The organism is Bacillus sp. M6-12 (assembly GCF_002860285.1).
Classification (GTDB): Bacteria; Bacillota; Bacilli; order Bacillales; family DSM-1321; genus Peribacillus.
On sequence record NZ_PGVF01000014.1, the window covers coordinates 409,040 to 435,204 of the forward strand.

General features: G+C 39.8%; 25 protein-coding genes. 19 read left to right on the forward strand and 6 right to left on the reverse strand.

Features of this window, described 5'->3' with window-relative positions; genetic code table 11:
* Positions 1–146: 146 nt before the first annotated feature.
* A complete protein-coding gene (locus CVD28_RS17115; RefSeq protein WP_101594101.1) occupies positions 147–680 on the reverse strand; it encodes a YceI family protein in 534 nt (177 codons plus the stop codon).
* Positions 681–1,119: 439 nt separating this feature from the next.
* Here CVD28_RS17115 and CVD28_RS17120 point away from each other — a divergent pair, with 439 nt between their 5' ends.
* Positions 1,120–2,622, forward strand: a complete 1,503-nt coding sequence (locus tag CVD28_RS17120; protein ID WP_101594103.1) for an L-lactate permease — start codon at positions 1,120–1,122, stop codon at positions 2,620–2,622.
* Between the two features lie 223 nt (positions 2,623–2,845).
* Entirely contained in the window at positions 2,846–3,406 is a 561-nt protein-coding gene (locus tag CVD28_RS17125) for a GNAT family N-acetyltransferase (protein ID WP_101594105.1), read from the forward strand.
* A 90-nt stretch (positions 3,407–3,496) separates the two neighbouring features.
* Here CVD28_RS17125 and CVD28_RS28175 read toward each other — a convergent pair whose 3' ends face one another.
* A complete protein-coding gene (locus CVD28_RS28175; protein WP_180954195.1) occupies positions 3,497–3,646 on the reverse strand; it encodes a hypothetical protein in 150 nt (49 codons plus the stop codon).
* Between the two features lie 312 nt (positions 3,647–3,958).
* Between CVD28_RS28175 and CVD28_RS17130 the strand changes: the two genes are divergently transcribed.
* Positions 3,959–4,159: a cold-shock protein gene (locus CVD28_RS17130; protein ID WP_101594107.1), complete on the forward strand. Its 201-nt coding sequence runs from the start codon at positions 3,959–3,961 to the stop codon at positions 4,157–4,159.
* Positions 4,160–4,626: 467 nt separating this feature from the next.
* Here the strand turns inward: CVD28_RS17130 and CVD28_RS17135 are convergent, their stop codons facing one another.
* Positions 4,627–5,100, reverse strand: a complete 474-nt coding sequence (locus tag CVD28_RS17135) for a CarD family transcriptional regulator (protein ID WP_180954196.1) — start codon at positions 5,098–5,100, stop codon at positions 4,627–4,629.
* Positions 5,101–5,381: 281 nt separating this feature from the next.
* Positions 5,382–5,594, reverse strand: coding sequence for a hypothetical protein (locus CVD28_RS17140; RefSeq protein ID WP_101594109.1), 213 nt, complete (start codon positions 5,592–5,594; stop codon positions 5,382–5,384).
* A 254-nt stretch (positions 5,595–5,848) separates the two neighbouring features.
* On the opposite strand from CVD28_RS17140, the gene CVD28_RS17145 reads away from it, so the two are divergent.
* The gene (locus CVD28_RS17145; RefSeq protein ID WP_101594111.1) at positions 5,849–6,049 is read left to right on the forward strand and encodes a cold-shock protein; all 201 of its coding nucleotides are present in this window, start codon (positions 5,849–5,851) and stop codon (positions 6,047–6,049) included.
* 321 nt (positions 6,050–6,370) lie between these two features.
* Positions 6,371–7,579 carry an MFS transporter gene (locus CVD28_RS17150; protein ID WP_101594113.1) on the forward strand — a complete coding sequence of 403 codons (1,209 nt, stop codon included), beginning with the start codon at positions 6,371–6,373 and terminating at the stop codon, positions 7,577–7,579.
* Positions 7,580–7,672: 93 nt separating this feature from the next.
* Here the strand turns inward: CVD28_RS17150 and CVD28_RS17155 are convergent, their stop codons facing one another.
* The gene (locus tag CVD28_RS17155; RefSeq protein WP_101594115.1) at positions 7,673–8,230 is read right to left on the reverse strand and encodes a GNAT family N-acetyltransferase; all 558 of its coding nucleotides are present in this window, start codon (positions 8,228–8,230) and stop codon (positions 7,673–7,675) included.
* Between the two features lie 111 nt (positions 8,231–8,341).
* Complete coding sequence (locus CVD28_RS17160; RefSeq protein WP_101594117.1) at positions 8,342–9,250, reverse strand: LysR family transcriptional regulator; 909 nt, start codon at positions 9,248–9,250, stop codon at positions 8,342–8,344.
* 253 nt (positions 9,251–9,503) lie between these two features.
* Here CVD28_RS17160 and CVD28_RS17165 point away from each other — a divergent pair, with 253 nt between their 5' ends.
* The 14 genes from CVD28_RS17165 to CVD28_RS17230 all read left to right on the forward strand — a co-directional run bounded on the left by CVD28_RS17165 (position 9,504) and on the right by CVD28_RS17230 (position 25,989).
* Complete coding sequence (locus CVD28_RS17165) at positions 9,504–11,324, forward strand: assimilatory sulfite reductase (NADPH) flavoprotein subunit (RefSeq protein WP_101594119.1); 1,821 nt, start codon at positions 9,504–9,506, stop codon at positions 11,322–11,324.
* A gap of 27 nt (positions 11,325–11,351) precedes the next feature.
* Positions 11,352–13,070, forward strand: a complete 1,719-nt coding sequence (gene cysI, locus CVD28_RS17170; RefSeq protein WP_101594121.1) for an assimilatory sulfite reductase (NADPH) hemoprotein subunit — start codon at positions 11,352–11,354, stop codon at positions 13,068–13,070.
* Between the two features lie 288 nt (positions 13,071–13,358).
* Positions 13,359–13,694, forward strand: a complete 336-nt coding sequence (locus CVD28_RS17175) for a hypothetical protein (RefSeq protein WP_101594124.1) — start codon at positions 13,359–13,361, stop codon at positions 13,692–13,694.
* A 16-nt stretch (positions 13,695–13,710) separates the two neighbouring features.
* Entirely contained in the window at positions 13,711–13,929 is a 219-nt protein-coding gene (locus CVD28_RS29325; RefSeq protein ID WP_101594126.1) for a CBS domain-containing protein, read from the forward strand.
* Positions 13,910–14,086: a hypothetical protein gene (locus tag CVD28_RS28180; RefSeq protein ID WP_180954200.1), complete on the forward strand. Its 177-nt coding sequence runs from the start codon at positions 13,910–13,912 to the stop codon at positions 14,084–14,086. Before CVD28_RS29325 ends, CVD28_RS28180 begins: the two co-directional genes overlap by 20 nt.
* A 146-nt stretch (positions 14,087–14,232) precedes the next feature.
* A complete protein-coding gene (locus tag CVD28_RS17185) occupies positions 14,233–14,736 on the forward strand; it encodes a hypothetical protein (protein WP_101594129.1) in 504 nt (167 codons plus the stop codon).
* A 455-nt stretch (positions 14,737–15,191) separates the two neighbouring features.
* Positions 15,192–16,718, forward strand: coding sequence for an NCS1 family nucleobase:cation symporter-1 (locus CVD28_RS17190; protein WP_101594131.1), 1,527 nt, complete (start codon positions 15,192–15,194; stop codon positions 16,716–16,718).
* A gap of 95 nt (positions 16,719–16,813) precedes the next feature.
* Positions 16,814–18,067, forward strand: a complete 1,254-nt coding sequence (locus CVD28_RS17195; RefSeq protein ID WP_101594253.1) for a M20 family metallo-hydrolase — start codon at positions 16,814–16,816, stop codon at positions 18,065–18,067.
* Between the two features lie 252 nt (positions 18,068–18,319).
* Positions 18,320–19,210: a nitrilase-related carbon-nitrogen hydrolase gene (locus CVD28_RS17200; protein WP_101594133.1), complete on the forward strand. Its 891-nt coding sequence runs from the start codon at positions 18,320–18,322 to the stop codon at positions 19,208–19,210.
* Between the two features lie 46 nt (positions 19,211–19,256).
* Entirely contained in the window at positions 19,257–20,627 is a 1,371-nt protein-coding gene (locus tag CVD28_RS17205; protein WP_257985899.1) for an NAD(P)-dependent oxidoreductase, read from the forward strand.
* Positions 20,628–20,747: 120 nt separating this feature from the next.
* A complete protein-coding gene (preA, locus tag CVD28_RS17210; protein ID WP_101594136.1) occupies positions 20,748–22,028 on the forward strand; it encodes an NAD-dependent dihydropyrimidine dehydrogenase subunit PreA in 1,281 nt (426 codons plus the stop codon).
* A gap of 13 nt (positions 22,029–22,041) precedes the next feature.
* Positions 22,042–23,460 carry a dihydropyrimidinase gene (hydA, locus tag CVD28_RS17215; RefSeq protein ID WP_101594139.1) on the forward strand — a complete coding sequence of 473 codons (1,419 nt, stop codon included), beginning with the start codon at positions 22,042–22,044 and terminating at the stop codon, positions 23,458–23,460.
* Positions 23,461–23,546: 86 nt separating this feature from the next.
* The gene (locus CVD28_RS17220) at positions 23,547–23,750 is read left to right on the forward strand and encodes a hypothetical protein (RefSeq protein ID WP_101594141.1); all 204 of its coding nucleotides are present in this window, start codon (positions 23,547–23,549) and stop codon (positions 23,748–23,750) included.
* Between the two features lie 622 nt (positions 23,751–24,372).
* Positions 24,373–25,989 (forward strand): PucR family transcriptional regulator, encoded by a 1,617-nt coding sequence (locus CVD28_RS17230; protein WP_101594144.1) that lies wholly within the window; start codon positions 24,373–24,375, stop codon positions 25,987–25,989.
* Positions 25,990–26,165 lie beyond the last annotated feature (176 nt).

The window sequence follows — 26,165 nt, forward strand, 5'->3', positions numbered from 1 at the left end:
ATAGATTACCTATTAATTTTAATAGGAACTGCTTTTTAGTTTTCTATATCTTAAGTTAGCTAGTGAATACGGGTAACGCTTAAATATATATTGTAATAAAAAGAGCCTGAAATCATTTATCAATGATTCCAGGCTCTTTGAACATATTATGCTTGCTTTCCGGCTTCAATGGTAATGGACAATTTAATTTGGTCTCCAATTAGAACGCCGCCTGTTTCAAGGGCTGCATTGTAAGTCAGGCCGTAATCGCTGCGGTTTACTTTTCCTTCTGCACTGAAACCAACCTTTTCGTTCCCCCAAGGGTCTTTGCCCTGGCCCTCGAATGTAGCTGTAAACGTTTCGGAACGTGTAACCCCATGAAGTGTAACATCTCCAGTAATTTCGTATTCATCCTCATCTTTTTTTACAATGTTTGTAGATATAAAGGTGATGTTAGGATATTGTTCTACGTCAAAGAAATCCCCTGATTTAAGATGTGCATCCCGGTCGCCATTTCTTGTGTCAATACTGGAAGCATCTACACTGAATTCAATGTTTGCAGAAGTTAAATCTGAAGGGTCTGCATCAATAGAAGCATTAAAATTATGAAATACGCCTTTAACCTTTGCGATCATCATATGCTTTACTGAAAATTCTACACTGCTGTGTGTTGGATCTACTACCCATTTTTCGTTTGCCAATTTAAATCCCCCTTAGTATTTTATACTACAGTCAAATATTCTTAATTCGAGATAACTTAACTTAAGACAAATTATAATTACGTTTACACTAATTGTCAATAAGAAACCTATAAATTTTTTTCCACTCTTTACAAAAAATAGAACGTCCGTTGATTTGGTAGATAGAAAGATATCTTTCTCAATTTGCTTATCTTCAGGTTAATATGAAAAGCTTCTGCAAGAGAAGAGGAAGGAGTTTGCCGCGTTAGATGGAGAGAAAGGGGGCAAGATGAATCTTGAAGATGGGTACTTTTTGATATCTTTGGTTGAATATAAATAGAGAGGCGGCGCTATAAAGTATTATCTATAGCGGAAAAATCTTCACTAAAGTATATTGAAAGTATGATAATGATTACTAAAAAGGAATTTTTTAACATTAGTGAAAACGGGGGAAGTGTTGATGGATTTTATTCTGGCAATAGCACCGATCTTAATAGTTTTCGTTCTTCTGTTCGTGTTTAAGCAAACATCCTTAAAAGCTGGGATGGGGGCTTTCCTTTTGGCAGGAGGAATTGCTTTGTTCAGTTCTCCTTTTCATTTAGAGTGGGGGCAGATCGCTCAGGCCTCTGTAAAAGGAGCATTAGTTTCCTTTATCGCGGCGTATGTTTTATTTTTTGGAATACTCCTATTTCACTTAATGAAAAATATCGGTGCCATAAATCAAATGGCTTCATTTATTTCTCGGGCCACAAACAATCAAATTTTTCGCGTGATCATTTTAGTTATCGGATTTTCCCCTTTGGTTGAATCGGCAAGCGGATTTGGCATAGCTTTCATGGTAGTCGCTCCAATCCTTGTTGAACTTGGCTTTACTCCATTTAAAGCTTCGCTGATTGGTTTGGTTAGCCTTCTTGCTGTTCCTTGGGGCGCATTGGCAACCGGAGCTGTCATAGGAGCCAATCTTAGCGGTGTTCCGCTTGAAAATCTTGGTGCCGGCAGCGCAATTATTAGTACGCCCGTCTTTTTTTATCTGTTATTAATTTCGGTATTTATTGCAGGAGGCTGGCAGGCTGTTAAAGAAAACTGGAAGCATGTTCTTATTTTTTCTTTATTGTTTGCCTTATCAATATACTTCTTCAGTGCCTTTGTTAGTGTAGAATTAGCAGGAGTGCTTAGTTCACTGGTGACAACTGGATTAGGTTTATTCTTGATTCGTTTCACAAAGGAAGTTAACAAGAAGGACTTTGTCCAAATTTCTGAAAGAGCAGAAGCCGACAGCGCGAATATTCTAAAAGCATTGAGCCCATATATATTGCTTACATTCTTTATTTTACTTACGCGTTTAATTCCTGGTATTCGCCATCTCTTAACATCATATGGTGTGCTGGATTTGCCGGCTTTTTCTTTTTCGCTGGCACTGCTGTATTCTCCAGGTTTTTGGCTGTTTATTACATGTATGATAACAGTAGCCACTTTTAAAATTCAGCCTTCAGTCGTATATCAATCTTGGAAATCAACTGTATCTCAATGGATTCCTTTTACCATCACAACCACTTCTTATGTAGCTATGTCAGAGGTGATGTCCGCTTCAGGAATGATAAATTTTCTTTCAAACTCTGCAGGTGCTGCTTTTGGGTCCAGTTTTATTATTATTTCTGGGTTAATCGCAGGAATGGGGGGCTTTCTTACGGGGAGCAATGCAGGATCGAATGCAATGTTTATTAAATTGCAAGTGCAAACTGCAAGCAATCTGGGGTTAAACCCCGATTACTTTGCATTTATTCAGAATACCGCCGCATCTCATTCCACAATGGCTTCACCATCCCGTGTCATGCTGGGAGCTTCTATATTTAACATTCAATCAGAGGAGGGCCAATTAATAAAAAAGATGTCAGCGATTGCCGCTGGCTCCCTTGTGATAGTTATTTGTGTCGTATATGGATGGATGATGCTTGAGCAGTAGGATATCAACTATTTACGCATCAGAAGGTACTTACGTTTTGATGACTTCCCTGCTGATAAATTTTATTTGTTACTAATAGTAGCAGATTTATCAAATCAAAAATAAAGCTGGACCAGGAAAGGAATAAAAAATTAGACCAGCTGATAATAATAATCAAAGATGAAATAGTAGTCTATAACTCTTCTAATATGGAACTAATATCAATTAATAAAAGGAGTCTATGATGTCATACTCAAACAAATTGAATTTCCCTGTTCTAGAAACCGAGAGGCTTATTTTAAGGGAAGTTAAAAAGGATGATGCCCCAAGTATTCTTCATTATCTTTCTGATAAGGAAGTAATGGAATACTACGGTTTAGCACCATTTGAAACTATTAAGGATGCCGAGGATGAAATTGAATGGTACAGAAGGATTTTCGATGAGAGCACAGGAATACGCTGGGGGATCACTTTAAAAGGGGAAGATAAAGTGGTTGGCAGCTGCGGTATCCATAGCCGCTCCGGGACCCATGCTCGTGCTGATGCGGGTGCAGAACTGGCAAAAGAATACTGGAAAAAAGGGATTATGTCTGAAGCCTTTAATGCTGTGTTACATTACGGTTTTGTACAAATGGGTTTAATGAGAATCCAAGGACTTATTGAGCCAGATAATCTCGCCTCTCAAAAGCTAGTAGAAAAAAGCGGCTTCGTAAGGGAAGGCTTACTTAGGAAGTATGAATGCACAAATGGAAAATTTGATGATTTATACATGTATTCATTATTAAGAGATGATTACATAGTGTAACATAATAGGTAAGCGAGGAATAGCAGGCGTCGGCAGCATTTAATTATATGAAAAGAATAGCAGAAAAACGCCAGGAAAAAATGGCGTTTTTTATTCGTTATTGTGCCTTTCTTGCTGGATGATTATTTCATCCTGTTCGCTGCTCAATATGTCAGCCATTGAAGAAGTCTGCTGATTCCGAGTAGATTCCTTCTCTGCTGTTCTTTTACTTTCGGTTGAAAAACTTTTTTGCTGCTTCATTTTCCCACCCCCTATATAACTTTAAAGTGTGAGAACGTAGTTGAAATTATACTTCTTAGGTTTATTGTAATGAAATAAAGGGTTCCTCTTTAACAAGTTTTAATGAATAGAACCTGATACAATGAGTCTTTTAAAAAATATCTAAAAACAGCTTCTTTTAAATTTGCTTTCCATTGCAATGACTGTTACAATGAAAGAGAATTATTTTTGTTCGGTGTAAAGGATAGTTTAAGTTTTTGACTTTTCGTCTTGATGATCACTTTGGGCAAGGATAGTAACACTGTGTGTTTAGCACACTAGGAGGCAACAAAAATGGAACAAGGTACAGTTAAATGGTTTAATGCAGAAAAAGGTTTTGGATTTATCGAGCGTGAAGGTGGAGACGACGTATTCGTACATTTCTCTGCTATCCAATCTGAAGGATTCAAATCATTAGACGAAGGTCAAAAAGTTACTTTTGACGTTGAACAAGGTGCTCGTGGACCTCAAGCTTCAAACGTACAAAAAGCTTAATATATTTTCGGATAAAACAGACCCTTTTGATAAAGGGTCTGTTTTTTTGCTTTTATAATATAATAAATAAACCTGCTCATCTGAAGAGCAGGTTCTTTTGGTACAAGAAAAAGTAATAATATGTTTATAAGGTTTAATTAAGGATAGCATAGCAAATAAAGATTACCAAAGTCTTAGGTAATCAACCCTGTTTGATTAACAAAAACTTTCCATACTTTTTATTTTCATTGCTTAATTAACCGCATATAGACTTAAAAAGGGGATGAAAAAGAAAACGGTTCATAATTGTTGGATTGAAGAGGGAAATAAATAAAAATTTTAAGAAGAATATTTATTAGTGGATTCAGCGTAAAAGAGACGGTAAGAAAATGAATGAATGGGGGGAAATGTCGAAATGGAAAAAGAGGTAATATACTGCGAAATGAGCCGGAGAGAAGAAGGGAATACGCGTAGCAATATAGATCGCGCTATAGGCTGACTTTTAACAGCTCAGTTGCCTGTACTTCTGAGATTCCTCTTATTAATCCTAATTCACCAATAAAAATTTTGCGGGCATTTTCCAGCATTTGTTTTTCGCTGGAATTAAGGTTTTTTTCTTTTTGGATCCGCATTAAATCCCGAACAACTTCAGCGCCGTCATTTAATTTGCCTGACCTCATTTTATCTGAGTTAATCTTATATCTCTGTTTCCAGAATAATGATTTATCAGATTCTCCATAATGGAAATTTTCCATTACAATGTCCATCGCAAGCGTGTCAGCAACCAAACGTATACTTGTCTTTGTTATGTTTTTAATAGGAACAAGTACTTGCATTTTATTGACAGGTATCTTGATAACAAAATACTTCTGGATTTGCCCTTGGATTTCTTTTTCTTCTATTCCTTCAATTATGCCAGCTCCGTGCATCGGATATATAATGTGGTCTCCAATTTCAAACAAATAATCCCCTCCTTATAATGTATTCTTATAATATCATAATCTTATTTTTTTATCAAATTTCTAATAATAACATCAACTGCAAAACGATGTCAATAGTTGTTGCCCTTTATTTTATATTTAAATGATAAAAAACATTTTTTACATTAATCACGCTGTTCCTGAGGCTCTTGAATAGCTCCTGAATTGTAACTTCCGTTAGCAGCACTTGAACTATAAACATTAATATCGGACAATGAGATAGGAAAGTACTAATTTTAAAAGCCAAAGTAAAAAGCACCCGATTATTCGGATGCATACTTAATTATTCCATGTATATAAACGGAGTATTCTCTTTGAATAAATTCTCTTACTTTTATTTTTCCTTCTTTTTCTAATTCTTCAACCAGCTCTTTGATAGCAATGCTTTCTTTAATAGTACCAGCAGGAATCTCAGTTGAAAAGAAGTTCCCCTTGCTTGCCTTTTGCAGGTAGTTAAATAGTGTTACTTTATCCATCGGGTCATCCCTTTCATTTACATATACCCATTCGACATATAGGTGGCCTATCCCTTTAAATATTAAATAAGTCTTCAATTATTTTTAATTACTATTATCCATTTGCTTTCGCTCCGCTGTCCTGTTATAATAAAAAGGAATTATTTTTGTTCGGTGTAAAGGATAGCATAAGTTGTTTGACTTTTCGTCTTGATGATCACTTTGGGCAAGGATAGTAACACATTGTGTGGTTAACACACTAGGAGGCAACAAAAATGGAACAAGGTACAGTTAAATGGTTTAATGCAGAAAAAGGTTTTGGATTTATCGAGCGCGAAGGTGGAGACGACGTATTCGTACATTTCTCTGCTATCCAATCTGAAGGATTCAAATCATTAGACGAAGGTCAAAAAGTTACTTTTGAAGTTGAGCAAGGTGCTCGCGGACCTCAAGCTACAAACGTTCAAAAAGCTTAATATATCCGGTAAAACAGATCCTTTTAAAGGATCTGTTTTTTTTTTTAGAAAGAGGTCTACCGCAGGATAACAGTTAACGAATATTTTGTAAAAGGTTACATTATACCCAACAACAATTTTTGCTTTGAAAAGAATCCAGCTGGTATGTAAATTGCATACATAAGCAAAGTCCCAGGTGTTCATATCCGCCTGGGACTTTATTATTTATAAGCAATAAATTATTTCATAACCCGAATATTTCGGGAGTGAAAATAATGGTATTATATGTTAGTATAACTAATTGATTATTTATAATATTTCTTCAGCCGGGAGATGGGCAGCATGGTAAGGTGGAAACGAAATTTGTGGGTGCTTTCGATTGGGGTCTTTTTTACGTCAGCTAGTTTTTCCATGGTAATTCCCTATTTGCCAATGTTCCTTTTGCAAATAGGTGTACACCAACACACAGAAATGTGGTCAGGGCTTTTATTTAGCTCTGCTTTTTTGGCAGGTGCTATTGCTTCTCCATTTTGGGGGAGGATGGCTGACCAATATGGGAGAAAACCTATGATCATTCGGGCAGGATTTGCCCTTTTTATCATTTATACGTTAATGGCTTTAACCACAAATCCGTATCAAATATTGGTTTTGCGAATCTTACAGGGATTGTTAAGCGGATTTATTCCTGGAGCAATCGCTTTAATTGGTACAAATACGCCAAGCAGTAAAGTGGGGTATGCCCTATCCATTATTTCTTCAGCTTCTGCCTCAGGGGGGATTATCGGACCCCTTCTAGGTGGGGGAATTGCTGAGGTAGCAGGGAATCGATGGGCATTTGCCAGCGGCGGAATAATTGTTTGCCTGGCGACTTTTCTGATTATTTTTTGGGTAAAAGAGGAAAACTTTACTCCTGCTAAGGAAAAGGGTTCCATTAGAAAGGACTTCAAAGCGGCACTCAGCAACCGTCCTCTTTTACTGGTGCTTATCTTATCACTTGTTACCAGTTGTTCAGTCATGATCATTGAGCCGGTTTTTCCACTATATATTTTGAAACTAAGTGGTTCTTCTGATAATCAATCGTTAATTGCGGGTATTGTTTTTTCACTTCCCGGTATCGCTAGTGTCATATTTGCCCCTTTTTGGGGAAAGTGGGCTGACAAAGCAGGTTTTCAGCGTGTTTTATTTATTGGTTTACTTGGCGGTGGAGTGGGCACAATAGCTCAAATTCTGTTTACCCATATTTGGGGTTTTTCCATTATCCGGTTCGTTTATGGTATCTTTTTCTGTGCGGTTTATCCTGCTTTAAATGGGCTTATAGTAAAGGTAACACCGGATGATTTCCGAGGAAGGGCTTTCAGTTTGAGCCAAACGGCAAACCAACTTGGCGGGATGGCAGGTCCTATTATTGGCGGTTTACTAGGCGGAATTTTTCCCATCCAAAGTGTATTTGTGGTGACAGGAATTTTCCTTTTAGCGGCAATGGGAACAGCTCATAGAAATGCGGCGGAGCTAAAAGGCACTTTCATAAGAAATGAAGTTTCTGAAAAGTAGCGGGGTAGTGTAAGTTAAAAAATTGCATCAGGAAAATGGGTCAGTTCCATACTCACTATAACAGAGGGTACTGACCCGGAAAACCAGCATTTATTATGAAACGTCGATCAAACTGTCGGGTTGCTTCCTGTTTCGTAAAACTGTAATAAAACCATCCAATATATCATGGCTAACAGAAAACCCTTTACGTTTATAAAATTCCAAAGCGATATCATTGCCGTTTGAGACAAAGATAAAATAATCTTCTACATCGTCAAATTTCTCCAGCCAGTCCATAGACATTTTGAAAAGCTTAGATCCTATTCCATAATGTCTATACTCATCTTTAATATAAAATTGAGATAAACAGCCTACATTATTTTTTCTGACAGAAGCAAGGTCAAAAAAAGTGGCAAATTCATTAGAGTATGTTTCTTTAGGAGAAATATTAGAATATACATAGCCAACTATTTTTTGATCGTGTTTAACTACTGTAATATTATTGTAAATTGCACTTTTTACTGAAGGGACCAACCTAGTATCGAAATTCATATTGTCAAACAGTTCAGGGTTTATGCAGGATTTCGATTTTTGATAAGCCATAAGTTCATTGCACAAATCTCTGCAGCATTCAACTTCTTCAATAGGTAAAACTTCAAATTTGAAATTCATATTGTTCTCCTTTTAATTATTCTTCTTCGTAAATTGCCAACTGATTAATAAAATTGGGCATCACACTCTTTAATAAACAATCCGACTAGGGCAACATTAAATAGATCAGGTTCAAACTTCAGTTCCATCATTGTTATTAACCCACTTTTTGTTTAATGCACTAATAAAGGTCTTCACATTCTTTTTCTCCTGCATGATTGGTGAGTAAATATAGGAAAGCGTCCTGTTAAAATAGTGGTTTTTTAGCTTTACAATTGAGAGATTTCCATGCTGGATATCTCTTTCAATGACACTTCGGGAAAGCAGCGAAAGTCCCATGCCATTAATAAGTGTTTCTTTAATTCCCTGATTGCTGCTGATAGTTAAAATGGATTTTATTTTTAGACCATTAGACCGAATGACATGGTTTAAATATTCTCGTGTTCCTGAGCCTACTTCTCTTGTAACCCATGCTTGATCCTGGAGGTCTGCAATAGTTGCTTCTTTCTTACTAGCTAGCGGATGACTGGTGGACGAAACAATGAATAGCTCGTCCTGCATAAACGGGTTAACAGAAACGTCGGTTTCGTTTGTTTGGCCTTCAATCAAGCCGATATCCACGCTATACAGCCTGACAGATTCAGTAATTTCTTCGGTATTCCCGATCATCACCTTCAGTTCAAGCTCTGGGTAGTCTCTTTGCAGATCAAATAATAAGGAGGGCAAAATATACTCGCCTATTGTAAAGCTGGCTCCTATCTTTAGCTCTCCCTTTATGGAGTTATGGTGTTCCAGAATGTCCTGTCGGGTCTGTTCGTATATAGTTATCATTTGCTTGGCACGTTCATATAAAATTTCGCCGGTAGGAGTAATTTTTAACAATTTAGGCGACCGGACAAATAATTTGGTTTGAAATTCTTTCTCGAGATTTTTAATATGTAAACTGACACTCGGTTGTGACATGAGCAGCAATTCCCCTGTTTTGGTAAAATTCTTCACTTCTGCAAGGGTTACAAATGTTCTTAATGCGTCATAGTACAAAAATATATCCCACCTTATTATTAGTATTATTAATAACAATAATTAGTTATATATATTTTACTAATGCTTTATCTTTCGGTAAAGTTTTCAGTGAGAAGTTTTTTTGAAAAGGTAAATTTTTAAAGCCGAGTTTATTTATCAGAATAATAGTTATATAATAGCATTAGTCGAAACGTAAAAGATAAGACAAGTGGATCATGTCATTACTAATGACATGTATCAAGTATATATTTCCTTTGAGAGGTGGATTTCGTTGCAACTTCAGGTAATGAACAGTCCGTTTAATCAGGAGCAGGCAGAGCTCCTAAATCGTCTTCTGCCAACCTTGACCGAATCCCAAAAAGTTTGGTTAAGCGGTTATCTTGCTGGATCCCAGGTTATTTCCGATCAGGGAACACAAGAGGTTACCTCTGCAGTACTTCCTGCAGGTAACATTGGAGGAGCAATTTCAAAAGATGTGACCATTTTGTACGGATCACAGACTGGAAATGCGCAAGGTCTTGCTTCCCGTGCAGGCAAAACGCTTGAGGAAAAAGGGTTTCAAGTAACCGTTTCGTCCATGAGCGATTTTAAGCCAAACAATTTGAAAAAAGTCCAAAACCTTTTAATTGTTGTAAGCACACATGGAGAGGGAGATCCACCCGATAATGCACTGTCCTTCCATGAGTTTCTTCATGGCCGTCGTGCTCCAAAGCTTGATGATCTTCATTTTTCCGTCCTGTCTTTAGGAGACAGTTCGTATGAGTTTTTCTGTCAGACAGGAAAGGAATTTGATTCCAGGCTTGATGAGCTGGGCGGAACCCGCCTTTATCATCGTGTTGATTGCGATCTGGACTTTGATGAGCCGGCAGCCGAGTGGCTTGAAGGAGTGATTAAAGGTCTGGGCGCAGCACAAGATGGAAAAACTGCTGAGACTCAACAGTCAGCAACTACCACAGCTGAAACGGAGTATTCACGAACAAACCCATTTAAAGCGGAAGTGCTTGAAAATATCAATTTAAACGGCCGAGGCTCCAACAAAGAAACGCGCCATCTAGAGATATCATTAGAAGGATCCGGCCTCACATATGAACCGGGTGACTCACTTGGCGTCTATCCGGAAAATGATCCGGTTTTGGTTGAACAGATTCTGAAGGAAATGAATTGGGCTCCTGAAGAAACTGTCACGGTCAATAACAAAGGGGAAGTCCGCTCGCTTCAAGAAGCGCTTACAACCTATTTTGAAATTACCGTTTTAACCAAACCGCTTCTTGAACAGGCGGCGAAGCTATCAGCCAATGAGGATCTTAATGAACTTACAGCGCCAGACAGTCAGGACAAATTGAAAGCATATTTAAATGGGCGGGATCTGCTTGACTTAGTCCGGGATTTTGGACCTTGGAGTGTATCTGCACAAGAATTTATTTCTATTCTTCGTAAAATGCCGGCCAGGCTTTATTCAATTGCGAGCAGCCTAGCCGCTAATCCCGAAGAAGTGCATTTGACCATCGGTGCCGTCCGGTACGATGCCCACGGACGCGAGCGGAAAGGTGTCTGCTCTATTTTATGCTCCGAACGGCTGAATCCAGGAGATGTTCTGCCGATTTATATTCAGCACAACCAGAACTTTAAGCTGCCGGCAAATCCGGATACGCCGATCATCATGGTTGGTCCTGGAACAGGAATTGCCCCGTTCCGCTCATTTATGCAGGAACGCGAAGAAACTGGAGCGCAAGGTAAATCATGGCTATTCTTCGGTGACCAGCATTTTGTAACGGATTTCCTTTACCAGACTGAGTGGCAAAAGTGGATTAAAGATGGAGTACTTACTAAAATGGATGTAGCTTTTTCGCGTGATACAGAAGAAAAAGTATATGTACAGCATCGTATGCGCGAGCACAGTGAGGAATTATTCAAATGGTTACAAGAAGGGGCAGCCGTTTATATTTGCGGAGATGAGAAAAACATGGCCCATGACGTTCATAATACTCTTATAGAAATAATCGAAATTGAAGGCAGTATGAGCCGCACACAAGCTGAAAGCTATCTTGCCGATATGCAACAGCAAAAACGTTATCAGCGTGATGTATACTGATTTTGGAATGAAAGGAGTTTTTTCAACATGGTGAATCCAATTTTAAAAGCGCCGGAAGGCAAGCCAAGCGATGTTGAGGAGATAAAAGAGAGAAGCAACTATTTGCGTGGTACGCTGAAGGAAGTGATGCTGGATCGGATAAGCGCCGGGATTCCAGATGATGACAATCGTCTAATGAAGCATCACGGCAGTTATCTGCAGGACGATCGCGACCTGAGAAATGAGCGCCAGAAGCAAAAGCTTGAGCCTGCTTATCAGTTCATGCTGCGTGTCCGTATGCCGGGTGGTGTATCAACACCATCTCAATGGCTTGTTATGGATGAGCTGGCAGATAAATATGGCAATGGCACCTTGAAACTGACTACAAGAGAAACATTCCAAATGCATGGGATTTTAAAATGGAATATGAAGAAGACAATTCAGGAAATTCATGCGGCGCTTTTGGATACGATAGCGGCATGCGGTGATGTGAACCGAAATGTCATGTGTGCCTCAAATCCATTTCAATCTGAGATCCATGCGGAAGTATATGAATGGTCGAAAAAATTAAGCGATGATTTACTGCCGCGTACAAGAGCATATCATGAGATTTGGCTGGATGAAGAAAAGGTGGCAGGTACACCTGAAGTAGAAGAAATAGAACCAATGTATGGCCCGCTTTATTTGCCGCGTAAGTTTAAAATCGGGATCGCTGTACCTCCATCCAATGATATCGATGTCTTTTCACAGGACCTTGGGTTCATTGCGATCGTTGAAGATGGAAAGCTTATCGGATTTAATGTGTCAATCGGCGGCGGCATGGGGATGTCGCACGGTGACAAAGCAACTTACCCTCAGCTAGGCAAGGTGATCGGTTTCTGTACGCCTGACCAAATGTATGACGTAGCTGAGAAAATAATAACAATCCAGCGCGACTACGGAAACCGTTCCGTCCGTAAAAATGCCAGATTCAAGTACACGGTTGACCGGCTTGGACTGGAAAATGTCAAAGCTGAGCTGGAAAATCGTCTTGGCTGGAGCCTAGGTGAAGCAAGACACTACCATTTTGATCATAACGGTGACCGCTATGGCTGGGTTAAAGGTATTCAAGGAAAATGGCATTTAACATTATTCATTGAAGGCGGCCGTATTGCAGACTTTGATGGGTACAATCTGAAAACTGGTTTACGGGAAATTGCTAAGATTCACACCGGTGATTTCCGCTTGACTGCTAACCAAAACCTGATTATTGGAAATGTTTCAAGCCAAAAGAAGAAACAGATCAGTGAGTTAATTGAACGATTTGGCTTGACGGATGGAAGTCAATATTCAGCACTTCGCCGCAGTTCCATGGCTTGCGTAGCTCTTCCAACGTGCGGTTTAGCGATGGCAGAAGCAGAACGCTATTTGCCAACGCTGATTGATAAGATCGATACAATTGTTGATGAAAGCGGCCTGCGAGACAAAGAAATCACTATCCGCATGACTGGCTGCCCGAACGGCTGCGCACGTCATGCGCTCGGAGAGATTGGATTCATCGGTAAGGCTCCAGGCAAATACAATATGTATCTTGGAGCTGCATTTGACGGCAGCCGCTTAAGCAAAATGTACCGTGAAAACATTGGTGAAGAAGAGATTTTGAATGAACTCCGCGTTCTTCTTCCGAGTTATGCAAAAGAGCGTCTGGAAGGTGAACACTTCGGTGATTTTGTTATTCGCACCGGAGTAATAAAAGCATCGACAGATGGCACTAATTTTCATGACTGATATGTTTAATAGGCGAGAGGCGGGAATCAATTCCCGTCTCTTTTTTCATTAGAACGTTAATGGATAGTTTTTATTTTTAAGTGATAACTGGATGATTAAAGCATTCTGTAATCGGCTAGAAAAAAACTGCCTTTTTCCAGTATTAGAAAAAAAGAGATAGTGTTTGTTTAAAATAAATTTTATACTTTAGTAATAAACACATGAAAATGATTTTACTAAGGTTTTGTCAATTGTGGTTTTTATTTTGAAGCAGTTTTATATAGAAGAATCAGAAGCTAGGTGAATAAGATGCAAAATGCAACCAAACCTTCATTATCCGAGCGCTTTGAAGTCAGTTTCAATCAAATTCATGAAGCTCTTAAGAGAGCTGTTAATATAAATGAGAATAGGTTTATGGTGCTGTTAAGAACGGGAGCCAGAAACCATCAAATGATAAATACATATAAAAAAGATCTGGAACAATATGCGAAGCTAAGAAATGCTATGGTTCATGAGAAAGTTGCGGTCGGATACTATAATGCCGAACCAAATGAAAGAGTAGTGGATCATATAGAGAAAATCGCTTTAATCCTGACGCCCAAATTTTGCTTTGAATATTGCTACAAAAGAAGTAGTTTTCTATGATTACAGCGATAGCATAATGGAGGTTATTGAAGGTATAAGAAATTATGGATATTCAAAATATCCTATCTATAATGATGGAAAATGTATAGGTATGCTGACAGCAGGTACCATTCTCAAATGGATGGCAACATCGGGGATACATACATTTGTGGAAATGGCCAATGTTAAAGTTTCAGATATTATGCGGATTATTAAAAAAGATTACCATATAATGTTTGTACCAAAAAAATATTGATATTTTCGAAGCGGAGGACTTGTTTGAAAAAGCCCATAAGCATAAACAATATTTAAGCATTATCATCATTACGGAGAATGGAATGCCACACGAAGCACCTTTAGGTCTTATTACGGCATGGGATCTTATTGAAATAGATTACACAGCTGATTTATAATTCTATTATTTGGAATGATTTTACTTTTAAAAAAGGATATACATAATATAAAATGAGTATTGTTTATATAACGTTTTATAATAACTTTCATAATAAGTTTCCCCGTTGTTGAGTTTAAACTTCATAATACAAAGGGAGATCGTTTTATGGCAATAGTGAAGTCTGTAAAAATTGATGGCGACGAAATCCATTTGTTTAATAGTGCTATCTATATTGTTGAGTCGGCTACAAGATACACCTTGGAATTGGATATTATTGTTAGTGAAGTCGCCGAAAGAAAGTATGGAAAAGTAGAAAATCTTATATTAGAAATAGAATTGCAGGATGGCAGAATGATAAATTCCATAATGCATGTCCAGCGAGTGGCCGGTGGATTGCCTAAGCTTAATCTATATTGTGAGCTGGAAGACTTGGACGATTATTCTGACTTTCAATTACTGACTGAAAACGATATTTCCTTTCCGCAAATAGAAGAGGGTATTACTTTATATGAAATAAGACAATTTGAAATGCCTGATGAAAACATTCGCTTAAAATTAACGTTGCCGATTGACCAGGCCGAATGGCTAAAAAGTCAAAAACAATCGGATTTAAATCAGTTTTTTAAGGAAGCTATTAATAATTATTGGAAAAAACAGACAACTGAATAATATTGTAGCTTATTATTTTTGGTTATGTAGTGTTGTTGGAATTAAAGGCGGCAATAAAACAAGTAAACGGAAAGCATTCTTTGCTTTCCGTTATTTTTATTTTCTCTTACTGTACTCATTTAGATTCCCAAATCCAGCCATCCTCTCCCATTCAATCATGTTTTTTTATCCTCCATAAGACAAAACATCCAAAAAACGATGCTAAGGATGTTACATTTTGTGTAATGTATGAATTTTCAAAATAATTATAATTAAATAAAGCTCTATGGAAAGATTTTTTTCGGAAATGCCTGTTATTATGGCCATAAGTCTGAAGGGAATTTGGATTTGTTCAGTTTCTTTATCTTTCAGCCAGGTTGAGAATAAGAGGCGAACAACATGTTCAAGAAGGGGGTATTAGGAATAATCATGTCTGCCAACCCGAGTCGTTAAGTCCAATAAGAAGGAGGGTTTAGATGAAAACGCAAATTGAACAAAATGGCATTGTTACTCTGACAGAAGGTGTATCCGAAAAGCTAAAGGATAGTGGGTTGTGGAATGACGATTTGCGGCCGACAACGATGGAGGAACATTCATGGAAAGGAATAAACTTTGCTACTTTATGGATTGGAATGTGTTTATGTATCCCTGCCTATACGATGGCAAGCGGTTTAATTACTTTAGGTATGAGTTGGTGGCAGGCGGTCGGAACTATTTTTCTTGGAAATGTCATCGTCCTAATCCCTATCCTATTAAACTCTCATGCAGGAACAAAATTTGGAATTCCATACCCAGTGTTTGCAAGGCTCTGGTTCGGTGATAAAGGTGCACATATTCCTGCCCTGGCACGTGCAATAGTGGCAGCAGGGTGGTTTGGGATTAATACATGGATTGGAACTGGAGCGATCGATACTTTATTATCCGCTTCCTTCACTGCCTGGGCGAACCTGCCTGGACATACCGCGATCGTATTTGCTTTATTTTGGGCTCTGAATGTGGGGGTGGCGTATAAAGGTCCGCAAGCTATGAAAGTTCTTGGTGCAATAGCAGCTCCGGTAGTTGGTATATCTGCAATCATCCTCCTTATTTGGGCATTTACCCAATCCGGCGGCTGGGGTCCAATTCTTGAGCAGCCCTCAAAGTTCAGCTCCACTGGAGAGTTCTTGAAGGTGTTCTTCCCTGCTCTAACTGGTGTTATCGCATTTTGGGCCACGCTTGCCTTAAATATTCCTGATTTTTGCCGGTACGCCAAAAGCCAGAAATCACAAATGGTTGCTCAAAGTATATCTCTGCCAGCAACAATGAGTATCTTTGCCTTTATTGGTATAGCTGTCACATCAGCAACCGTTGTAATATTTGGTCAGGCAATTTGGGATCCAGTACAGCTGATTGCCAAGTTTCCTCCATTCATTATCTTGTTAGGAACCATTGTGATTGTCCTTTCTTCCCTGACGATCAATGTTGGTGCGAATATCGTAGCACCAGCCCGTGCTGTCGAGAATTTAAATCCAAAACGTATCACATTCGCAATGGGGGCACTGATTACCGGAATAGTAGCGATCCTTATGCAGCCTTGGTATATTATGTCTAATTTTGGCAACTATATCTTTGGCTGGCTCGGTGTATATGCTGCCTTGTTGGGCCCGATTGATGGCATTGCCATTGCTGACTACTGGCTAGTCCGCAAACGGCAAATGGCCCTTAGCCAGTTATATGAAGTCGGCGGCAGGTACAACTATAGCAGCGGTTACAATAAAAACGGTATTTATGCTCTTGTGATTGGTGTTGTCATTCCCGTCATGGGTTTATTGATCCCAAGCCTAAGATTTCTGTGGGATAATGCGTGGACCTTTGGGTTATTTATCTCAATTGCGGCATATACCTATTTAATGAGAAACGATCAAAGTGTATTAAGAAAAGGAGAGTACGAGCAAATTACGATTATGAGTCAAGGTAATCAAAACCTTGAGGCCACTCAGGCTGAAACTGCTCTTACAAAATAACAGGTGAATAGTGCTGGGTCTGATTAATTTCTCAGGCCCTTCACCTGTGTCTTTTAGAATCGCCAACAGGCAAAAAATTGGAAAGCGGTGAAATTATGATCAAGACTCATTCTATTAATACAGAAAGATTACATGAACGGATAGAGAAGCTTGCACAAATCGGAAAGATCGGTGACACAGGGGTTTGCCGTTTAGCTTTATCCAAGGAAGACAAGCTGGCAGTCAATGTTGTGAAAGGATGGATGGAAGAAGCGGGAATGCAAACCCGGATAGACCATTTTGGCAACTTGATAGGAAGATTAGAAGGTGAGAATTCAAATAAGCCGATACTTATGATAGGATCACACATCGATTCACAGCCATACGGCGGACGCTTTGATGGTGCAATCGGAGTTTTGGGAGCCCTTGAAGTGGTACAAACCTTAAAAGAAAAAGGAATTGTCCCTGAAGCAGCGGTTGAAGTTGTTGCTTTTTGTGATGAAGAAGGCTGCCGATTCAATAAAGGGATTTTTGGAGTCAGAGGAATATGGGGAGATCTGGAACCTGGCGAATTGGACAGAACAGATAAAGATGGGATCACAAGGAGGCAAGCTTTAATTGAATTTGGCTGTAATCCTGATAGATTTTCTGAATCCGAGTATAAGAAAGGAAGTATCGCGGCTTTTTTGGAGTTACATATAGAGCAAGGCCCAGTACTTGATAATTTAAAACAACCGGTAGGCATCGTTACTGGTATTTCCGGCCCTCTTTGGCTGACCGTTGAAATGACAGGTTTTGCGGGACATGCCGGAAGCGTGCCGATGGGTATGCGCCAGGATGCCTTATTGGGTTCGGCTAAAGTAATCGTTGCCCTTAATGAAATCGCATCACAAGAACCAGGGAGTCCGACTGTAGCCACTGTCGGGAATATTCAGGTGTTCCCGAATTCCCGGAACATCATTCCTGAAAAAGTCACCTTTACAGTTGACTTAAGGGATATTGAATTGGAACGGAGAAACCGGTATGAAAAAGAATTGCGTATTGCTATTCAGAAGATAGCCGACGAGCACGGGCTAAAGGTCGCTATTTCAGAAGATACGAATACTGAGCCGCGTTATTGTGCGGACTGGATTAAGGATACCATCCGTGCCGCAGCTCGAAAGATGGGATATACACCGACAGAATTAATGAGCGGGCCATTTCACGATTCATTGGTGATGTCTAATTATTGCGATTATGGAATGATTTTTGTCCGCTGTAAAGACGGCATAAGCCATAACCCGCTTGAATATTCAACGAATGAAGATATTGCAATCGGTACGGAGCTTTTATATCAAACCGCATTAGGAATTATCAGCAAGAATAATTAATCAAAACATAAAGCACATGGGTTTGTTTTCAAAATCGGGCCACTAGTTTTTATTTTTGGAGCAGCGTATCAGGTTAAAGATTGAAAAAGGCAGTTAGCTTATGAAAAAAGCTTTACATTTTGTATAAAAAACATCGTCCATTCCTTACAGATTGTGTAATGAAATAAACAGGCCTCAATTATAAAATGAATAAAACATGTTTTAAAGATTGGGAGATTTAGAGATTTGGTTAACCGGAGGAGGGGTTTGTAAATGTCAGATAAAGTGATGATCGGACTTATCCAAGCAGCAAATGACGTTCATGGTGATGAGCCGGTAGAGGTGCACAAACAAAAAGCAATTGAAAAGCACATTAGCTATATCAGGGAAGCAAAAGCAAAATCGGCTCAAATTATTTGCCTTCAGGAAATATTTTATGGGCCTTATTTCTGTGCCGAACAAACTCCAAAATGGTATGAGGCTTCTGAAGAAGTGCCAAATGGACCGACAGTAAGGATTTTTCAGGATCTAGCGAAGGAATTGGAAGTTGTGATCATTTTGCCTATATATGAGCGGGAAGGTATCGCAACGTACTATAATACCGCCGCTGTTATTGATGCAGACGGGTCTTATTTAGGAAAGTACCGTAAAAACCATATCCCACACGTCCATGCTGGGGACCAAGGATACGGTTTCTGGGAAAAATATTATTTTAAACCTGGCAATCTAGGATATCAAGTATTCGATACAGCCTACGCTAAAGTAGGAGTTTATATATGTTATGACCGCCATTTTCCAGAAGGGGCACGGCTGCTCGGTCTAAAGGGAGCAGAAATTGTGTTCAATCCCTCCGCAACAGTTGCAGGAACATCGGAATATTTATGGAAACTGGAACAGCCTGCCCATGCAGTTGCCAACGGGTATTATATCGCTGCCATCAATCGCGTAGGTTTTGAAGCCCCATGGAATATGGGGGAATTTTACGGTCAGTCCTATTTAGCTGATCCAAGGGGCAACTTTGTCGCTATGGCAAGCCGCGACCGTGATGAAGTGATCGTGGGTGAAATGGATAAGAAGCTGATACGTGAAGTAAGGGATGCATGGCAATTTTACCGCGACCGGAGACCTGAAACCTATCAGGAAATGACGGCACTTCTACCATAGAAATTCTTGTAAGTAAAACTTTTTACGCATAAAGGGGGAATAGTGATTGAGTAAAGGGACTAGAATTTCCTTGCAGCATTTAGAAAGGAATTTTGAAGAAATTGAACCGGGTTTAACGAACCGCCGGGCAATAGAAGAAGCTAACCGGTGTTTATACTGCTATGATGCTCCTTGCATTAAAGCTTGTCCCACGGATATAGATATACCAACCTTTATTAAAAAGATCGCATCTGGAAATTTAAAAGGCTCCGCAACAACAATCATGGCAGCCAATCCGGTTGGGGCAAGCTGTTCACGGGTTTGCCCGACAGAAGAATTGTGTGAGGGGGCTTGTGTCCTTAATCATTCCACAACCCCAATTATGATTGGAAATCTTCAACGTTACGCTACAGACTGGGCGATTCAAAATGAGCAGATTCTATTCAAAGCCGGAAAGAAGAACGGTAAATCCGTTGCAGTTGTAGGTGGCGGTCCTGCTGGTCTGTCAGCTGCACGGGAACTGGCTTTACTCGGGTTTCAAGTCACCATATTTGAAGCCGAAGAAAAGCCAGGGGGATTAAATACGTATGGAATTGTATCATTCCGTCTACCGCAAGCCATTTCCTTTTGGGAAGTAGAGCAGGTAAAGAGCTTAGATGTTGAGATCCGCACGAACACCCGAATAGGAAAAGATATTCCTGCACAGGAACTCCTGGAAAATTTCGATGCTGTTGTATTAGCTATAGGCATGTCGGAGGTACCAAAGTTGGGGATAGAAGGGGAAGATCTCCCGGGAGTGTACGATGCGATTCAGTTTGTAAAAGAAACCAAAACAGGCGAATTATCAAGAGAATTCGTCGGTAAACGGGTTGCGGTTATTGGGGCAGGGAATACCGCGATTGATGCAGCGACTTGTTCAGTCCGTCTTGGTGCTGAAAACGTCAAAATCCTTTATCGCAGAACAATTGAAGAAATGACAGCCTACCAATTCGAGTATGATTTTGCTAAACAGGATAATGTCGAGTTTCACTGGTTAACTGCACCAAACAGGATTTTAGCGGATGATTCGGGAAAAGTCACCGGGATAGAATGCGTTAAGATGGTTTTGAGTGAACCAGGTAAGGACGGCCGCCGGCGCCCTCTCAGAGTCGAAGGTTCAGAGTATCTGATCCCCGTTGATGTGGTAATACCGGCAATTGGACAATCCCGATATGTAAAGTTAATTGAAGAGTTCGGACTTGAGCATAGTGATGGAGTAGTCAGGCTTTCAAAAGAATCATACCAGACCTCGAAATCACAAGTATTTGCATGCGGGGATGTTATATTTGGAAAAGGCCAGGGAGAAGCAATGGTTGTTTCAGCGGCACAGCAGGGTAAGATGGCAGCCTTAGAAATTCATAAAATTCTAATTAGCGATCCCCTCGCAACCACTGCATAAATGAATATTATAAGACATTTAATCGTGAAGGCATAGGAAAGCCCGCTTATCCTTTTGTCGAGCTTGGCTGACATGCCTTAATAATAATAGATTAAAAATAAACTTAAAGGAGGGTTTAAAATGGCAGATTTGAATATTAATCTTGCAGGCATCAAGTCACCTAACCCTTTCTGGCTGGCTTCCGCCCCCCCAACAAATTCCGGGTATCAAGTCCAGAGGGCTTTTGAAGCTGGCTGGGGAGGAGCAGTATGGAAAACGCTAGGTGATCCAATCCTCAACGTTTCTTCCCGTTTTGCTGCTGTCAGTTTTAATGGCCAAAGGGTAGCAGGCTTTAATAATATCGAATTGATTACCGATCGGCCTCTAGAGGTGAATTTAAAGGAAATCCTAGAAACGAAAAAGAGATTTCCCAACCATGCTATTATTGCTTCGTTAATGGTCGAGCCTAAACAGGAAAAATGGCATGAAATCGTTAAACGGGTTGAAGCTGTTGGAGTGGATGGCCTCGAGTTGAATTTTGGATGTCCGCATGGGATGGCTGAAAGAGGAATGGGTTCTGCATCAGGACAGGTACCGGAATTAGTGGAAAAACAGACATTCTGGGTAAAAGAAGCGGCCACAACTCCGGTAATTGTGAAATTAACCCCTAATATAACTGATATCACTGTCACAGCAGAAGCCGCTGTAAGGGGCGGTGCGGATGCAATAAGTATGATCAATACAATAAACAGCCTTGCTGGGGTTGATATCCATTCGTGGAATACAATCCCGCATGTGGCAGGAAAAGGAGCACATGGAGGATATTGCGGCCCGGCAGTGAAACCGATTGCTTTAAATATGGTAGCCGAGTGTGCAAGAAATCCGTTAATTAATGTTGCGATCTCTGGTATAGGGGGAATATCCAATTGGCAGGATGCGGTAGAATTTTTGCTGATGGGAGCAACAGGTGTCCAAATTTGCACAGCAGCAATGCACCATGGTTTCCGGATAGTAGAAGACATGATTGAAGGCCTGTCAAACTACCTGGATGAAAAAGGTCTTGCTTCTGTTAACGATTTGGTAGGCAAGTCTGTATCGAGATACTCAGACTGGGGAAATCTTGATCTGAACTATAAGATAGCAGCCAGGATTAATAAGGATGTCTGTATCAACTGCAACAAATGCCATATAGCCTGTGAGGATACGTCACATCAATGTATTGATATTCTTCAGGACCCGAATGGAGACCCGTATTTACGAGTTCGGGAGGATGACTGTGTAGGGTGCAATTTATGCTCAATTGTTTGTCCTGTGGATGGGGCCATTGACATGGTTGAATTAAAAACTGATTTACCTCCAATGACATGGAATGATCGTCAATCAGCATTAAGTGCGATGGTCCAAAAAGATTTAGTTAAATAAGGGGAGGAATAAGATGAAGAAAATAATTAAAAACGGTACGATTGTGACAGCATCTGACACCTATGTGGCAGACATATTAATAGAAAATGAAAAAATCACAGCAATCGGTAAAAACCTTGTATCTGATGGTGCTGAAGTTATTAATGCTTCTGGTTCTTATGTTTTTCCTGGAGGGATTGACCCACATACACATCTAGAAATGCCTTTTGGGGGGACCGTTACGAAGGATGACTTTGAAACCGGCACGATAGGAGCTGCTTATGGAGGAACAACCACGGTCATAGACTTCTGTTTGACCGATAAAGGAAAGCCATTAAAAAACGCGATTCAAACCTGGCATAATAAGTCAAAAGATAAAGCGGTTATTGATTATGGATTTCATTTGATGATTTCAGAAATAAACGAGAATGTTTTACAAGAGATACCTAATGTAGTTGAAGAGGAAGGAATCACCTCTTTTAAAGTGTTCATGGCCTATAAAAATGTTTTTCAGGCAGATGACGAAACACTCTTTCGCACATTGGTCACTGCCAAGGAGCATGGGGCGCTCGTTATGGTCCATGCGGAGAATGGAGACGTCATTGATTATTTAACAAAAAAGGCTCTTGAGGAAGGAAAAACAGAGCCGATTTACCATGCGTTAACCCGGCCGCCCGAGATAGAAGGAGAAGCCACAGGCAGGGCTGCCCAGCTGGCAGGCCTAGCTAATTCCCAGCTATATGTTGTCCATGTATCCTGCCAGGATGCTGTAGAAAGGATAATCGAAGCGAGAAATAAAGGCTTCGATATTTGGGGCGAAACTTGCCCGCAATATTTGGTGCTTGATCAAACTTATTTAGAAAAGCCAAACTTCGAAGGCGCTAAGTACGTCTGGTCGCCGCCGCTTAGGGAAAAAAGGCATCAGGATGTATTATGGAATGCATTGAAAAACGGGCAGCTGCAGACTATTGGCTCTGATCAATGTTCCTTTGATTTTAAAGGGCAAAAGGATCTTGGAAAAGCTGATTTCACCAAAATTCCGAATGGCGGACCTATTATAGAAGACCGTATGAGCATTTTATATTCTGAGGGAGTCAATAAGGGGCGCATCTCTATTAATCAATTTGTTGATATAACCTCTACTCGAGCTGCCAAATTATTCGGGTTATATCCGCAAAAAGGGACAATTGCAATTGGTTCTGATGCGGATATCGTGATCTTTGATCCAGCTGCAGAAAGAATCATATCAGCAGAAACACATCACATGGCAGTTGACTATAATGCGTTTGAAGGGATGAAAGTGACTGGCGAGCCTGTCTCTGTTTTATCCAGAGGCCAATTTGTAATCAGGGAAAAGAAATTTGTCGGTCAACCAGGCAAAGGTAAATACCTAAAAAGGGAAAAATACGGAAGAGTTCAGACAGTTTATGAAAAAGAGGGCATGTCTGTTTAGTCTCCCACATGCTAAATCCATCTTCAAAAGTATAAGTAAAAATCAGATAAGCGGGTGGCCTCGTTTATATAGAATGGGGGTTATTTATGTCGGATTATCAGGAATACCTTGCCGAAAGGGAACAAATTGACATATTGATCAATCAAGGCTATCAAATAGAGCGGGTAACGGAAAACCTTAGTGGAGCTTTTGTGGATTTTAAATCGAAAAATCCTGAAGATCACAAGCAGGTTCATATAAAAACGGCGGATGGCCGAAAGTATTTTTCAGTCATTCTCTTAAAAAAGTAATAGGGTATTGATTTAAAAAATCTTTTCCGGTTTAGACAAAAGGGATTCAGAATAGTTTCATTCCGAACCCCTTTTGGTGATTTTTCTATTTTTCTCTTATTTGGTAGGAATTGACCTCTTATAGCCTCAATTATTAGGCCATTTCTGAACCTCACCATAGCCCAGTTGGCCATCTTCTTCATATTAAGTCATTCATTTTATGTATCCATTTTAAAATGGATTTTAGGAACGTTCTAAAGTAACGTTTGAAAGCCAGTTGATTGGAGTGGAAGGCGCGAGATCCTCGAAAATGCATTCGCATTTCTTTCGTGCGGTTGTTTATTCGAGGATGCTTATTCAACGTCCTGCGGGAGCAGCGGGACAGGTGAGACCCCGCGGAGTATGCGACGAGGAGGCTCACCGCCCGCCCCGCGGAAAGCGAAGCGCCTGGAACGGAAATCAACAAACCCCATTAACGGGACAGTTAAAAAACTGTAGGCAAGCTCGTTTTTCATCGAGTTTGTCTACAGTCTGAAAAGACAGGGTGAGAATCTTGTCTTTTTTTGATGTAAGAAAAAATTACAGCCTTTCCCAATTTTTTTATATAATAAAACTACTTAGTCTGAGATAAGGAGTTGGATAAATGAATTCATTTATGACAATAGAAGAAATCTTAAGACGAAAATATTTCGATGCAAGTGAATTGCTGGCTGGGGGAGAGGGAAAAAACAGGATGGTAAAATGGGTTCATGTAGTTGAATCCATGCAAATCACCCACCTTTTAAACGGAAACGAGCTCATTTTGACCACTGGCTTAGGCTGGAGGAATGACGAGACGCTTCTGCTGCCCTTCATAGAGCAATTAATTAAAAGCCATGCATCCGGTCTTTGCATTGAAATAGGGACCCATATCACAGATATTCCGCTAGAAGTAATTGAATTAGCAAACCAGTATCATTTCCCAATCATACTTTTCCGCCAGGAAGTACCCTTTGTCGAAATTACCCACGATCTGCATACCATCATTATCAATAAACAATATCTGCTAATTTCCAACATTGAAAGCTACTCTCAAGAACTCAACAAGATGCTGCTAGAAGTCGATCACTACGAACACATTTTGAAATTCATGCAAAGTTATTTAGATGTGCCTGTATTGATTCTATTTAACAATCAAGAGTATATGGCCTTTCCACAATTACGGGGAAGCGCGTTAAAGCACATTGCTACAAAGGTGAGGGGATTAGAAGCGGTCCCGGACCCTTCCATAGGAAAGCAATCGATTCAAATCCTTGGTGAAGCTTATGCGGAGCTGGGCATCTATTCGGATAAAAGGGAATTAAACGAATTTGACCTAATCATTTTAGATCGTACCGCTACGGCACTTGCCCAGCATTTTTTGCGGGATTTATATGTTGAAGAGAAAAAGAAAGCTGATGAGAGCACATGGATCAGGAGTTGGCTGGAAGGTGAACATAGCGATGAAGCAATCCGCAGTCAGCTCTCGTTCAGCCATCCACGCATGAAACTGCATGGTGCAACGGTATGTATATGCAAGCTTCCGCCTGCGGTCAGGAAGAATGCTGCAGTTGATAGTACATATTTTAAACTATTGTTCCGGACAGTATTTGAACAGGCTGGTTTTCAAGTGTTTTCAACAGAAATTCAGCAGCATCTCATTTTTATTTTAGGAGACAAACGTTCCCCGGAAAGCTGGAAAGAGAGAATGTCAGATGCTTTTGAGCGAATAAATTGTTCTGAAAGGATTGCCAAAAAGAGAATGTCGGGTGTCGCCTTTGGTGTAGGAAAATTAGTGTTCAATCTTGGTGACATTTATAAGAGCTATAAAACAGCGAAAGAGGCACTATTATTGCAGGATAAATTAACGGATGAAAATAAAAGTTATTTCTATCAGGATCTTCATATGCACCGGATACTATCTTTGATTAAAGAGCATAGCAATCTGGAGGAAACGGTAAAGGAATATTTGGAACCTGTAATATTGCATGATAAACAATTTAACGGTGAACTAATGGTGACCTTAAAAACCTATTTAAAATGTAATGGCTCTAAACAGGAAACGTCTAAAAAACTCTTTATCGTCCGCCAAACTTTGTATCACCGGCTTGAGAAGCTGGAAAAACTCTTAGGCAATGATTTCATGAAATCTGAAAGGCGTTTGGCAATCGAATTTATGCTATTGGCACATGATTATTTATTGAGCACGGAAAAGGAAAATTTGATGCAGTATGAAATATAAGCAGTCTAATAGAATGAGCATTGTCAAACCATCTCTGTCCAGACCCGTATTAACAAGATTAAGTGGTACGGGTCTCCGTTTTCTAAACCTATTTCAAAGTCATAATCAAACTCCATCCAGTAAAAGTTTTTTTGAAAGTTGAATTCCCAATATTCTAAGAAATATTTCACCTTCAG